The 12,913-nt window shown below is 46.4% G+C and carries 14 protein-coding genes, 12 tRNA genes and 1 rRNA gene (1 of these 27 running past the window's edge); 1 reads left to right on the top strand and 26 read right to left on the bottom strand.

Annotated features, from left to right (window positions below):
- From MHB63_07500 to MHB63_07565, 14 genes are all read right to left on the bottom strand, one after another.
- Window positions 1–1,491, bottom strand: a 16S ribosomal RNA gene (locus MHB63_07500); it reaches 47 nt to the left of the window's first position.
- Window positions 1,492–1,585: 94 nt separating this feature from the next.
- A tRNA-Gly gene (locus MHB63_07505) sits at window positions 1,586–1,659 on the bottom strand.
- A 21-nt stretch (window positions 1,660–1,680) separates the two neighbouring features.
- Window positions 1,681–1,757: transfer RNA gene (locus tag MHB63_07510), tRNA-Pro, on the bottom strand.
- A gap of 5 nt (window positions 1,758–1,762) precedes the next feature.
- A tRNA-Arg gene (locus MHB63_07515) sits at window positions 1,763–1,839 on the bottom strand.
- An 87-nt stretch (window positions 1,840–1,926) separates the two neighbouring features.
- Window positions 1,927–2,012 (bottom strand) — tRNA-Leu (locus tag MHB63_07520).
- 15 nt (window positions 2,013–2,027) lie between these two features.
- A tRNA-Leu gene (locus tag MHB63_07525) sits at window positions 2,028–2,111 on the bottom strand.
- 10 nt (window positions 2,112–2,121) lie between these two features.
- Window positions 2,122–2,197, bottom strand: a tRNA-Lys gene (locus tag MHB63_07530).
- Window positions 2,198–2,224: 27 nt separating this feature from the next.
- Window positions 2,225–2,299 (bottom strand) — tRNA-Gln (locus tag MHB63_07535).
- A 7-nt stretch (window positions 2,300–2,306) separates the two neighbouring features.
- Window positions 2,307–2,382 (bottom strand) — tRNA-Asp (locus tag MHB63_07540).
- Window positions 2,383–2,385: 3 nt separating this feature from the next.
- Window positions 2,386–2,461 (bottom strand) — tRNA-Val (locus tag MHB63_07545).
- A 20-nt stretch (window positions 2,462–2,481) separates the two neighbouring features.
- A tRNA-Glu gene (locus tag MHB63_07550) sits at window positions 2,482–2,553 on the bottom strand.
- An 18-nt stretch (window positions 2,554–2,571) separates the two neighbouring features.
- Window positions 2,572–2,662: transfer RNA gene (locus MHB63_07555), tRNA-Ser, on the bottom strand.
- A gap of 6 nt (window positions 2,663–2,668) precedes the next feature.
- Window positions 2,669–2,743 (bottom strand) — tRNA-Asn (locus tag MHB63_07560).
- 145 nt (window positions 2,744–2,888) lie between these two features.
- Entirely contained in the window at window positions 2,889–3,335 is a 447-nt protein-coding gene (locus tag MHB63_07565; protein ID MEK3806420.1) for a SprT family protein, read from the bottom strand.
- Between the two features lie 104 nt (window positions 3,336–3,439).
- On the opposite strand from MHB63_07565, the gene cmpA reads away from it, so the two are divergent.
- Window positions 3,440–3,553, top strand: coding sequence for a cortex morphogenetic protein CmpA (gene cmpA / locus MHB63_07570; GenBank protein ID MEK3806421.1), 114 nt, complete (start codon window positions 3,440–3,442; stop codon window positions 3,551–3,553).
- A gap of 13 nt (window positions 3,554–3,566) precedes the next feature.
- Here the strand turns inward: cmpA and MHB63_07575 are convergent, their stop codons facing one another.
- From MHB63_07575 to alr, 12 genes are all read right to left on the bottom strand, one after another.
- Complete coding sequence (locus MHB63_07575; protein MEK3806422.1) at window positions 3,567–5,729, bottom strand: Tex family protein; 2,163 nt, start codon at window positions 5,727–5,729, stop codon at window positions 3,567–3,569.
- A gap of 133 nt (window positions 5,730–5,862) precedes the next feature.
- Window positions 5,863–6,462 (bottom strand): PP2C family serine/threonine-protein phosphatase, encoded by a 600-nt coding sequence (locus tag MHB63_07580; protein MEK3806423.1) that lies wholly within the window; start codon window positions 6,460–6,462, stop codon window positions 5,863–5,865.
- Complete coding sequence (gene sigB, locus MHB63_07585; protein ID MEK3806424.1) at window positions 6,462–7,250, bottom strand: RNA polymerase sigma factor SigB; 789 nt, start codon at window positions 7,248–7,250, stop codon at window positions 6,462–6,464. Before sigB ends, MHB63_07580 begins: the two co-directional genes overlap by 1 nt.
- Window positions 7,216–7,698, bottom strand: coding sequence for an anti-sigma B factor RsbW (gene rsbW / locus MHB63_07590; protein ID MEK3806425.1), 483 nt, complete (start codon window positions 7,696–7,698; stop codon window positions 7,216–7,218). Before rsbW ends, sigB begins: the two co-directional genes overlap by 35 nt.
- The gene (locus tag MHB63_07595; protein ID MEK3806426.1) at window positions 7,695–8,024 is read right to left on the bottom strand and encodes an anti-sigma factor antagonist; all 330 of its coding nucleotides are present in this window, start codon (window positions 8,022–8,024) and stop codon (window positions 7,695–7,697) included. Before MHB63_07595 ends, rsbW begins: the two co-directional genes overlap by 4 nt.
- Window positions 8,025–8,087: 63 nt before the next feature.
- Window positions 8,088–9,095, bottom strand: a complete 1,008-nt coding sequence (locus tag MHB63_07600) for a PP2C family protein-serine/threonine phosphatase (GenBank protein ID MEK3806427.1) — start codon at window positions 9,093–9,095, stop codon at window positions 8,088–8,090.
- Between the two features lie 11 nt (window positions 9,096–9,106).
- A complete protein-coding gene (locus MHB63_07605; protein MEK3806428.1) occupies window positions 9,107–9,508 on the bottom strand; it encodes an anti-sigma regulatory factor in 402 nt (133 codons plus the stop codon).
- 2 nt (window positions 9,509–9,510) lie between these two features.
- Entirely contained in the window at window positions 9,511–9,876 is a 366-nt protein-coding gene (locus MHB63_07610) for an STAS domain-containing protein (GenBank protein MEK3806429.1), read from the bottom strand.
- Window positions 9,873–10,709 carry an STAS domain-containing protein gene (locus MHB63_07615; protein ID MEK3806430.1) on the bottom strand — a complete coding sequence of 279 codons (837 nt, stop codon included), beginning with the start codon at window positions 10,707–10,709 and terminating at the stop codon, window positions 9,873–9,875. Before MHB63_07615 ends, MHB63_07610 begins: the two co-directional genes overlap by 4 nt.
- Before the next feature lie 138 nt (window positions 10,710–10,847).
- Complete coding sequence (gene ndoA / locus MHB63_07620; protein ID MEK3806431.1) at window positions 10,848–11,198, bottom strand: type II toxin-antitoxin system endoribonuclease NdoA; 351 nt, start codon at window positions 11,196–11,198, stop codon at window positions 10,848–10,850.
- A gap of 4 nt (window positions 11,199–11,202) precedes the next feature.
- The gene (locus MHB63_07625; protein ID MEK3806432.1) at window positions 11,203–11,484 is read right to left on the bottom strand and encodes a YlcI/YnfO family protein; all 282 of its coding nucleotides are present in this window, start codon (window positions 11,482–11,484) and stop codon (window positions 11,203–11,205) included.
- A 147-nt stretch (window positions 11,485–11,631) separates the two neighbouring features.
- Entirely contained in the window at window positions 11,632–12,813 is a 1,182-nt protein-coding gene (gene alr / locus MHB63_07630; protein ID MEK3806433.1) for an alanine racemase, read from the bottom strand.
- Window positions 12,814–12,913 lie beyond the last annotated feature (100 nt).

The following is a 12,913-nucleotide window of genomic DNA, read 5'->3' on the forward strand; positions in this document are numbered from 1 at the left end:
ACTTCACCCCAATCATCTACCCCACCTTAGGCGGCTGGCTCCTTGCGGTTACCCCACCGACTTCGGGTGTTGCAAACTCTCGTGGTGTGACGGGCGGTGTGTACAAGGCCCGGGAACGTATTCACCGCGGCATGCTGATCCGCGATTACTAGCGATTCCAGCTTCATGCAGGCGAGTTGCAGCCTGCAATCCGAACTGAGAATGGTTTTATGGGATTGGCTAAACCTCGCGGTCTCGCAGCCCTTTGTACCATCCATTGTAGCACGTGTGTAGCCCAGGTCATAAGGGGCATGATGATTTGACGTCATCCCCACCTTCCTCCGGTTTGTCACCGGCAGTCACCTTAGAGTGCCCAACTGAATGCTGGCAACTAAGATCAAGGGTTGCGCTCGTTGCGGGACTTAACCCAACATCTCACGACACGAGCTGACGACAACCATGCACCACCTGTCACTTTGTCCCCCGAAGGGGAACCTTCTATCTCTAGAAGTGGCAAAGGATGTCAAGACCTGGTAAGGTTCTTCGCGTTGCTTCGAATTAAACCACATGCTCCACCGCTTGTGCGGGCCCCCGTCAATTCCTTTGAGTTTCAGTCTTGCGACCGTACTCCCCAGGCGGAGTGCTTAATGCGTTAGCTGCAGCACTAAAGGGCGGAAACCCTCTAACACTTAGCACTCATCGTTTACGGCGTGGACTACCAGGGTATCTAATCCTGTTCGCTCCCCACGCTTTCGCGCCTCAGCGTCAGTTACAGACCAGAGAGTCGCCTTCGCCACTGGTGTTCCTCCACATCTCTACGCATTTCACCGCTACACGTGGAATTCCACTCTCCTCTTCTGCACTCAAGTTTCCCAGTTTCCAATGACCCTCCCCGGTTGAGCCGGGGGCTTTCACATCAGACTTAAGAAACCGCCTGCGCGCGCTTTACGCCCAATAATTCCGGACAACGCTTGCCACCTACGTATTACCGCGGCTGCTGGCACGTAGTTAGCCGTGGCTTTCTGGTCAGGTACCGTCAAGGCGCCGGCAGTTACTCCGGCACTTGTTCTTCCCTGACAACAGAGTTTTACGATCCGAAAACCTTCATCACTCACGCGGCGTTGCTCCGTCAGACTTTCGTCCATTGCGGAAGATTCCCTACTGCTGCCTCCCGTAGGAGTCTGGGCCGTGTCTCAGTCCCAGTGTGGCCGATCACCCTCTCAGGTCGGCTACGCATCGTCGCCTTGGTGAGCCGTTACCTCACCAACTAGCTAATGCGCCGCGGGCCCATCTGTAAGTGACAGCCGAAACCGTCTTTGAATGTCAAACCATGCGGTTTGACATAGTATCCGGTATTAGCTCCGGTTTCCCGGAGTTATCCCAGTCTTACAGGCAGGTTGCCCACGTGTTACTCACCCGTCCGCCGCTGACCTCCGAAGAGGTCCGCTCGACTTGCATGTATTAGGCACGCCGCCAGCGTTCGTCCTGAGCCAGGATCAAACTCTCCGAAGAAAATTTGTGACTCATAAATGTTGCTGACTTAAAAAATTTAAAACGTTTGGTACGCTTTTGGTTTTGTTTAGTTTTCAAAGATCATTTTAAAGATTGGAGCGGGTGATGGGAATCGAACCCACGACATTAGCTTGGAAGGCTAGAGTTTTACCATTAAACTACACCCGCATATAAAGTTATAAAATTACCTGGTCGGGAAGACAGGATTCGAACCTGCGACCCCTTGGTCCCAAACCAAGTGCTCTACCAAGCTGAGCTACTTCCCGTAATATGGCGCGCCCGACAGGAGTCGAACCCATAACCTTTTGATCCGTAGTCAAACGCTCTATCCAATTGAGCTACGGGCGCACATGATAATTTGTGAAGCGACTTAAATATAATACCAAGTAGTGATCTTTATGTCAACAACTTTTTTTAAGTTTTTCAAAGCTCTTTTGGTGCGGCCGAGAAGAGTCGAACTTCCACGGGGTTACCCCCACTAGGCCCTCAACCTAGCGCGTCTGCCATTCCGCCACGACCGCGAAAAGAATAATGTATGGTGCGGGTGAAGGGACTCGAACCCCCACGTCAAAGACACTAGATCCTAAGTCTAGCGCGTCTGCCAATTCCGCCACACCCGCATACATTAAATGGTGTGCCATGAAGGACTCGAACCTTCGACCCTCTGATTAAAAGTCAGATGCTCTACCGACTGAGCTAATGGCACATAGATATTCATTTTTCAAAATGAAAATGGCTGGGCTAGCTGGATTCGAACCAGCGCATGACGGAGTCAAAGTCCGTTGCCTTACCGCTTGGCTATAGCCCAATAAAAATGGCGGTCCCGACCGGGATCGAACCGGCGATCTCCTGCGTGACAGGCAGGCATGTTAACCGCTACACCACGGGACCAGATGGTGGAGGATGACGGGCTCGAACCGCCGACCCTCTGCTTGTAAGGCAGATGCTCTCCCAGCTGAGCTAATCCTCCGTATTCATTTGTGAAAATGATGACCCGTACGGGATTCGAACCCGTGTTACCGCCGTGAAAGGGCGGTGTCTTAACCGCTTGACCAACGGGCCAGAGACAATAAAAAATAATGGCGGAGAAGGAGGGATTTGAACCCTCGCGCCGCTTACGCGACCTACACCCTTAGCAGGGGCGCCTCTTCAGCCACTTGAGTACTTCCCCATATTATGGCTCCGCAGGTAGGACTCGAACCTACGACCGATCGGTTAACAGCCGATAGCTCTACCACTGAGCTACTGCGGAATAAAATTGCTGACAGACTTTCTTAATTATATGAAGGTTTGGACAAACTGTCAAGCCTTCTTTTCAGTCTTGTTTTGCGTCTCTTACGACGGCTTTTATAATTTAACACAGCTCGACACAGAGCGTCAACCCTTTTTATAAAATTCTATGAAACAAGTTTGATTTTCCCTCCGCATTTGCCGCACACGTATTTTGATGTATCCATCTTCCTGCGGCGATTGTAGATAAACCGGCACTCTGTGCATTGATACTGAACGATTTTCCTTGTTCTTGCCGGAGGCTCGATCGGCGTGCAGAACCTTGGTGCGCCCACTTGTGAAAGCAGCGCTCTGAATTCAGGATCACGGTGCTTATATCCTCTTCCTTCTATATGAAGGTGATAGTGGCACAGCTCATGCTTGATAATGCCGATCACCTCATCGATTCCCTGAGAAAGATATTTCGGGTTCACTTCGATATTGTGGCTTCTAAGCAAATACCTTCCTCCCGTTGTCCGCAGCCTGCTGTTGAAAACCGCTTTATGTTTGAATGGTTTTCTGAAGTATTCTGCAGAAAGCGATTCTGTCAGTTCCTGAAGTTTGCGTTCATTCATTTCAAAGCACCCCGCATAGTTTGTTTCTACGAACAGGACATCCCGAGCCCGCATAAAGTAAGTCATACACATACTCCATTATAAACAATAAGGAGGAACGAGCAATGCCATCATGGTTAAAAAACCAAATGCAGCGTGCGTTTTATGAAAAGGACCGTTATCAAATCAAAATGCTGAACCAGTGCTGGTATTTTTATAGAAAAAAACACTGCTCGTAAGCAGTGTTTTTCATCAGCTGTTAACCATTGTAAGTGCAACCCGGCCTTTTTGCCTGTCTACTGAGTCTACCCATACAGTTACAACATCTCCTACTGAGACAACATCAAGCGGATGCTTCACGTAAGAGTTTTTCAGCTTGGAGATGTGGACAAGCCCATCCTGCTTCACGCCAATATCAACGAAGGCTCCGAAGTCCACTACGTTTCGGACCGTCCCCTGAAGCTCCATGCCTGTCTCGAGGTCTTCCAGTTTCAGAACGCCTTTTTTAAGCAGCGGTTTAGCCACTTCATCCCGCGGATCACGGCCTGGACGCACGAGAGAATCACAAATATCTTTTAAGGTCAGTTCTCCCATGCCGATTTTTTCTGCAGCTTCTTTTATGTTCAGACTGCTTATTCCTTCTCTAAGCTTATCAGAGCCAAGGTCTTTCAGGCTCAAGCCAAGCATACGGAGCAGCTCTTCTGTTTCTTTGTAGCTTTCAGGGTGGATTCCGGTAGAATCCAGAGGGTGTTTGCCCCCGGAAATCCTTAAAAACCCTATGCACTGTTCATAGGTCTTAGCTCCAAGGCGAGGGATCTTTTTCAATTGCTTCCGGTCATCAAACTTCCCGATTTCATCACGCTGTTTCACAATGTTCTGCGCTACAGACTTGCTTAGCCCCGCCACATACTGAAGCAAAGAAGATGAAGCTGTATTCACGTTAACTCCAACTTGGTTTACAACGGTTTCAACAACAAACGTCAGAGAGTCATTCAATTTTTTCTGTGCAACGTCATGCTGGTACTGCCCGACTCCAACTGACTTAGGATCGATTTTGACCAGTTCGGCGAGCGGATCCTGCAGTCTTCTCGCTATGGAGACAGCACTGCGTTCTTCAACCTGAAAGTCAGGGAACTCTTCGCGGGCCAGGTCAGATGCAGAGTAAACACTTGCACCCGCTTCATTTACAATGATGTACGAGAGATCTGCTTTCAGTTCTTCAATCAGATCTGCCACGAATTGTTCAGTTTCCCTTGATGCCGTCCCGTTTCCAATGGCAATCAGTTCAACCTTAAAGCGCTTGATGATATCCGCAAGCTTCTGTTTCGCTTCTCTGGCTTTATTAACAGGCGGATGGGGATAGATAACCCCAATTTCAAGAACCTTCCCTGTTTCATCTACCGCAGCAAGCTTACAGCCTGTCCGGTAGGCAGGATCGACTCCAAGGACGATTCTCCCCTTAAGAGGCGGCTGAAGCAGAAGATTTCTCAGATTTTCAGAGAAAATGTGGATTGCCCGGTCATCCGCCTTTTCAGACAGTTCTTTCCGGATTTCTCTCTCGATGGAAGGTTCAATCAATCTTTTATAAGCATCTTCTATCGCTTCTATATACGTATCTTTTACAACTGTGCGCGGATTTTTAAGTTCGCGTTTTTGAAGCTGCGCAATAATTTCTTCCGCAGGCGCTTCAACCGTTACTCTCAAAATGCCTTCCTTTTCCCCGCGGTTTAGAGCAAGAACCCGGTGGGGCACAATTTTCAGGATAGGCTCCTCGTACGTGTAATACATTTCATACACGTTCTTTTCGTCTTTCTCTTCATCCTTGGCTGATGCGGCGATTTTTCCTTTTCTGAAAGTAAGATCGCGGATCCACTGGCGATAGGACGGCTCGTCTGAAATCCACTCGGCAAGAATGTCTTTCGCACCATAAATGGCATCCTGGGCTGTCAGCACTTCTTTTTCTTCATTGATAAACGCGGCAGCTTTTTCTTCAAGCGAGCCATTTGAAGGCTGTTCTTTCATCCAGGCTGCAAGAGGTTCAAGACCTTTTTCCTTCGCGACTGTCGCTTTTGTTCTGCGTTTTTGCTTGTAAGGCCGGTAGAGATCCTCGACTTTCTGAAGTTTGAGAGCATCATTAATGTCTTTTTTCAGTTCAGGGGTCAGTTTGCCCTGTTCCTCAATCAGGCGGATAACCTCTTCTTTTCTGGCCTCAAGATTTTGGATGTACTGCCATTTTTCAGAGATATCGCGGATCTGCACTTCATCAAGGGCACCTGTCTGTTCTTTCCGGTACCTCGCTATGAAAGGAACGGTATTTCCGCCCTCGAGCAATTCAATCACGTTCTGTATTTGCTTATATGTAATAGACAGCTCTTTGCTGATTGTCTGCATGATGCGTTCTGTTTTGTCTGCCATTCTGTTGCCTCCCCTTACATCGACTTAGAAACAGTTTACCAAAAGCCGGGCTATTTCAAAAATGACGAATAGCCCTTATTGATAAAAATTGTTTTGTTTACCCGTTTTTCAGCCCAATAAAAAAGCCCGCCAGCTAAAACAGCTGACCGACTACGTAGGTTAAATCATCCTGGCGCGATTTCGTATAAGGCTCCAGATGATTTGAGATATCTTCAATTGTCTGATAATCCTTCAAAAGAGATTTTACTGCTGGAATGTTGAGTCCGTCTGAATGCAGAATGAATTTTGCTCCTGCATCATAAGAGTACGTATGAACGCTGAACTTCTGAGGCTTGCCTGACATATAGCCAAGAACAGGCAGGGGATAGACATACTTCCCTGACGGAGAATAAAGGACGAACCGGATATTCCCTACCGAACTGAATGTGAACATATTCTGTCCAAAGTACGCCTTGAAAATAGCAACGGTTGCTCCGCGCTTGTTTTTCAGTACCTCATTTGATTTGGCAATCAGCAGCTCAACATCCTCTGCATGATATTCCTCAATGACTTCCTTGATTGCAGATGAGGATTCATACGCACGCTCGCCGCTTCCGAGTCCATCTGCAACGGCGCAGATGAAATAGTCCTCAGTCGCTTTAATTAAAAAACTGTCCCCGCATAATGTTTTTCCTTCCTTTTGAATCTGGTAGGCGTATGCGTAGACATGGCTGTTTTGTTCCGTTTGATACATTACTGCATCCCCAGTGACATATCAGCAGAAAGTGCTTCTTTGAGCTTCGTAATCGCTCTTCTCTGAAGCCTTGAAACGTGCATTTGAGAAATGCCGAGAATCTCTCCCGCTTCCTTCTGGCTTTTATTCAGGATATATGTGTGGTGGATAATCTCTTTTTCACGGTCAGACAAAACGTGAAGAACACTTTCAAGCATGAGCTTCTGGTTAACCTGCTCATACCCTTCTTCTTTTGAACCGACAATATCTAAAATGGTCACTGTGCTGCCGTCGGAGTCCGCTTCAATGGAATGGTCTACAGACAACGCCTGATAGCTTTTTCCCATCTCCATCGTTTCAAGCACTTCCTCCTCTGAAACCTCCAGATAATCAGCGATCTCATGGACTTGCGGTGAGCGCTGAAGGGAATTTGTCAGTTCATCAACAGCCATCTTAATCTTCGGGCCAAGCTCTTTAATTCTTCGCGGAACATGGACGCTCCATGTTTTGTCGCGGAGAAATCTCTTTATTTCACCGATGATGGTCGGAATGGCAAATGCCTCAAAGGTTTTGCCGAATTCAGGATCATAGCGGCGAATGGCACCGAGCAGGCCGATCATTCCGACCTGTTTAAGGTCTTCATGAAAGCTTTTTCCCCTTGAGTACTTCTTCGCAAGCGTCTCAACAAGGCCGCTGTAGTACTCAACAAGAAAAAGCTGGGCATCTTCATTTTGATTGTGCTGAAAATCAAAAATCAGTTCGTTTATTTCTTCTTTAGTTCGCTTCGTAGTTTTGGATGGTTGTGTCATGTTCTACTCGCTCCCCGCTTAAATACTTTGTCATGAAGACGGTAACGCCGGAATCGATTTGCACACGAACTTCATCCATGAGCGTTTCCATCAAGTAGAGCCCCAACCCTCCCTCAGGAAGCTGGTCTACAGGGTTTGCGGCAGAATACGGCCCCAGCTCATTTTTCTTTTGTTCGAAATTAAAGCTCTGGCCGCTGTCTGAAACCATCACTTCAAGGCGGTCGTCATAAAGGCCAAACCCTAAGTTTACCTCTCCGCCTTCCGCGTTCTCATACGCATGCTGCACGGCATTCGTGCATGCTTCGCTGACAGCTATCTTCAAATCTTCAATTTCATCGTACGAATAGCCCATTCTGCTTGCTATCCCGGAAAGAGTCAAACGGACGATTCCCACATATTCCGGCTTTGCAGGAATCCTCACTTCGATGTAATCCACTAACTGTCTCATCGAACCCCACCTTCTGATTTAGAAGAAATGTCAATAATTTCACTCAGACCAGTGATATTAAAAAGTCTTTCAAGACGGGTAGATAAATTCACAAGCTTCATATCTCCGCCGTTTTTTCTGACAGCCTTCAGCAGACCGACAAATGCACCGAGTCCGGTACTGTCCATGTAGGAAACATCCTTCAGGCTGACCGTCATCGATTTCCCTTCTTCAGCAAGCGGCATAAGCTGCTCTCTCAGTTTAGGTGCAGTATAGGCATCAATTTCTCCAGCCAGATCTATTTGAACAAGTTCATCTGTTTGATTTGCATTTATTGAAAGGTTCATGTGTAGTCCCCCTAATATTATTCCTTTTGTCCTAATGAGTTATTTACCCCGTGTAAAAAAGGATTAAACCTCACGCTTTAAAATGAGGAGAGTAAAATCATCGTGCAGTTCAAAATCCTGCATCTGAAGAAAATCTCTGTAGATATGATCCACAATCTCCTGAGCCTTTAAATGACTGTATTTATTTATAAGATCTGTAATAAAGCAGCGTTCTACAAATTCATCTCCGGATTTTGATTCAGTCACTCCGTCGGAAAGAAGCACAACCATGTCGCCCTTTTCGATCACTTTCCTGTACTCCTTATATTTAACGGATGAATCAATTCCAAGGACAAGCCCTTTAGTCTGCATGTCCGAAAAAGAATCTTCTGTTGCACTGTAGTAAAATCCAGGCTCATGACCTGCAGAACCGTATATAAATTCGTTCGTTTTGGTATCAAACATTCCGTAAAACATCGTGATGAACATGCTTGGGTCCACGTTATGCTCGACAACCCTGTTTAAATTCTCAAGCACCCTGCTTGGAGATTTCCGCGATTCAGGCAGACTGTCCATCGCATATTTGATCATCGACATGCAAAGCGCAGCCGGAATCCCTTTGCCAATGACATCTGCTATAGCGATGCTGACTGTTTCCTCGTCATAGACAAAGTGGTAGTAATCTCCGTTCATATGCTTTGCCGGAACGCTTATTGCGCCTATATCAAGACCCGGAACATTCGGCACAGATGTTTCGAGAAGCATCTGCTGCACGTTTACAGCGACCTGAATTTCCGACTTGATCTCCTGCTGCTTGTCCCTGAGGCTTTGATGCTCCTGATAGGCAAGACCGTATCCCATCATGACCTCAAGCAGAAAATCAAGCGAGTTCAGCACCTCCTGGTCAACATCAGGAAAAAGATCCTGAAGAACCTTCCGGTGAAGACTGATGATCTCCTCAGGGGGGATTTGCTCAGCAATTGCTTTTCTGCTGAACTTCTGTCCCTGATACAAAGCCGTTTCAGTCAATTCATTCAGGTAATGGCTGAGCAGTTCCTGATATTTTGACTCAATGACATCCTTAAAATCCATTCAGCTTCCTCCTAGCGAAGCCATTTAACAGCTTGGATATCCGTTCCCTCTCCTAAGACGGTATCGATACTAAACTCATCCATCAGGCGTTTAACTCCAGGCAAACCGGCTCCAAGTCCTCCGGAAGTTGAAAAGCCGTCTTCCATTACTTTTCGCACATCCGGTATACCAGGCCCGTTATCAATGGCTATTATTTTCAATCCTTTTTTGCTGAATTCGGAAATTTGCTCAATGCAAATCTGGCCTTGTCCAGCATACAAATATATATTACGTGCAAGTTCGGAGATAGCTGTCGTAATCCTCGCTTGGTCGACCGTACCAAACCCGAGCTCTTTAGCAACATTGCGGCCAAGCTGGCGGGCAGCCACAATGTCCCACTCCGTAATGATTTTTACACAGGATTGGTTATCCATGCTTATTCCCCCAGCTCCTGATGTAGAGTTTCAAGCCCTTTTTCAAGATCCAGCGCGGTCTGTACATCTGCCAGATGGATTCCAAGTTCGATAAGTGTAATGGCAACAGCAGGCTGTATGCCTGTTAAAACCACCTTTGCTCCCATAAGCTTCGACATGCCGATCACATCACCAAGCACCTTGGCAATGAACGAATCGATTACATCCACAGAAGTAAGGTCTATAACAACGCCGCTTGCTCCTGTTTCATGAATCTTGTGAAGCAGATCTTCCTGAAACTGCAGGGCTGTCTGATCATCAAGCTCCCACTGAATGGATACAAGCAGGCAATTATGAAGCTTTAGTATAGGAATTCGTGGAGTTCTCATTCCGGATCCCCCATTTCAACAATTTGTTTTTTGGTCATTTCAAGAGCGGCTTCCATTCCCTTTTGAAGGCTGTTTTTAGTAATAACCTGGCTTAGATCGATGCCAAGGTTTACGATCGTCTGGGCAATTTCCGGTCTTAAGCCGACCAGAAGGCATTTAGCCCCTACAAGACGCACAGCTTCAGAAGCCTGAATGATGTGATGCGCCACCATTGTGTCGACCACCGGCACACCGGTAATGTCGATCAGCACAACCTGGGCGCGGTGTTTGACAACGCCTGTGAGCAGGTTTTCCATAATCTGTTTTGCACGTTCTGTATCAATTGTACCAACAAGCGGCATAATTGTAATGTTTTCAAAGACAGGAATCAGCGGAGCAGACAGTTCCTGCAGCGCAATCTTCTGCAGGGATACCGTTCTTTCCCATGAAGCGGCATATTGATGAATCAGTTCATTGTTAATTGGGGACAGCAGTCTGTCAAACTCCCATACAACCTGCATTTTTTCCTCTTCAGACAAGTCCTCTGTCAGTCTCGTGAAAAGAATGAGGGACAGCTGTTTCAGGCCTTCTGAAATAAATTTCAGGCTCCAGCCAAGCTGAACTGCTTTATGCGCAAAGTCAGACACTCTTTCTGAAAAGTCGGTTCCCGGACTGTGCATATGGCTGATTAAAATCTGAAGGTATTCATTGCACGCATTATCATAAGCATGGTCTGACAGAAGACTGGAGTACTTTTGGTCCCCAAGCTCTTTCAGACGGTCTTTCCATTCTTTTAGAATCTCATTCTGATGAGCCATTACATATTCAAATAATTGATTGGACTTTTCTGTCATGTGTCCGTGATCCCCCTCTTAGTAAATGGGCAAAAAAGGTAACAAGTATTCCACCTTACATTATACCGATTTATGTCAATAAAATAAAAAAAAGTTGCTTTCTGGCAGCAACTTCCTTAAAAAGAACCTTTTTATCCGTTAAAAATCAATGAGTCCCAAGCTTATTTGCAAAGCTTCGTCCACTTTATCCATCATTTCATCATCTAAGTGTGTAATCTTATCAGTCAATCTCTGTTTATCAATCGTTCGGATCTGTTCCAGCAGGATAACAGAGTCACGTTCAAATCCATATCGCTTTGAATCAATTTCCACATGGGTTGGAAGCTTCGCTTTCTGAATTTGAGCAGTGATGGCTGCTATGATGACCGTAGGACTGAACCTGTTTCCGATATCATTCTGAATGATCAGTACCGGACGGACCCCGCCTTGCTCAGAGCCGACTACAGGTGATAAATCAGCAAAATAAACGTCGCCGCGTTTGACAATCAAAGGATTAACCCCCGCTTACTAAGCGTTCAACGGTGTGGTCAGCCTCTGATTCAGCCTGAAAAGCTTCGGAAGCAATGTTTAAGTTAATCTTGGCCATTTCCATGTAACCGCGTCTCATAGACTCGCGAATCTGACGCTTTTTGCGTTCGCGGATATACATTTTCGTTGCTTGATAAATTAACTCGCTCCGATTCCCATTTTCCTGTTTCACAAGACCGTCTAACTCCGAGACCAATGCTTGCGGCAGTCGAATTAAGATTTCTGTTGTTGCGCTGGATTCAGACACAAACATACACCTCCACCAAACTTACACACCTATTATTCCATTCCACATACAATAATAACACTATCAATGCAAGAAGCAAAGTTATTTTCTAATTATTCCGTCCTGCTGTTTTTAGCGCTTTGGCTCTTTTATACAATGAGACCCCTTTTAAAAACCGGCCTTACCCTTTTTTCTTCCGTCCAATAGAGAGTTTCTCATTTCAATTATACTCTTATTTCTCAAAAACATACGGGGAACGCGCGAAGTTATTGTACAAGTGACTTCATAGTTGATTGTCCCCAGTTTTTCCGCTACTTCATCCACCGGTATCATCTCATCATTCTGACTGCCGATAAGCGTAATTTTCGTTCCAATTTCTTTTTGCGAAGGCAGCTTGATCATGCATTGATCCATGCAGATCCTTCCAACAATTGGCACTCTTTCTCCGTCCACAAGCACGTCGGAATCCCTCAGGCGGCGGACCCAGCCATCTGCATATCCGATGGGAATCGTGCCGATCCATTCATCTTCCTCTGCCGTGTAGGTTGCTCCGTAGCTGATTTTGTCGCCTTTATTTATCTTTTTCACATGAACTAGCTTTGAATGAAGGGAAAACGCTTCTTTTAGTTGGAATGGAAGCAGAGGTTTCATTTCACTTGAAGGGCTTAGACCGTACATCGAGATCCCAAGTCTGACTGCATGGACAAGCTTATCCGGAAATCTCAGGCCCGTTGCGCTGTTGCCGCAGTGAATCATCACATTCCCATAGGTTGCAGCTGCTTTTGCCAGCACCTCAAAAGTCTTGTATTGCTCATCAAAATAGGCAGTATCAAGTTCATCCGCTGTAGCAAAATGGGTAAAAACACCTTCTATGTTCAAGCACTGTTTTCCTTCTGAAAAAGAAAAAACCTTGTGAAGTTCCTCTTCTGTGCGGATCCCAAGGCGTCCCATGCCGGTATCGAGCTTTACATGAACGGCTAATGTCCCGGTTTGAATATTGCGGCCTGCATCCTCCAGCCACTCGAAAGAAGGTGCTGTAAGGATGATGTTCATGTCGGCTGCAAGCTGCACATCTGAGGGACGGGATGCCCCCATTACAAGTATTTCCGTTTGGAATCCGGCATCGCGAAGGGCAATGGCTTCATCCAGAAATGCTACCGCAAGCATGTCCGCTCCTGCTTCAAGTGCAGCTTTCGCCACTTCTGCATCGCCGTGGCCGTAAGCATTCGCTTTCACAACAGCAATCAGCTTCTTGCCCTCTCCTATATGTGCTTTCATGTTTCGGACATTGCTCATGACGGCATCCAGATCAATCTCCGCCCAGGTATCTCTGTAAAAAGCCATTTCCATGTCTACACTTCCTCGTGATTGTCTTTATCTATTGCTGATTATGAGAGGTTTTATGGCTCGTTGTCAAATCAAAAAAGGGATTTGTTTTCTCCATAAAAAA

The organism is Bacillus sp. FSL H8-0547, from assembly GCA_038002745.1.
Classification (GTDB): domain Bacteria; phylum Bacillota; class Bacilli; order Bacillales; family Bacillaceae; genus Bacillus_P.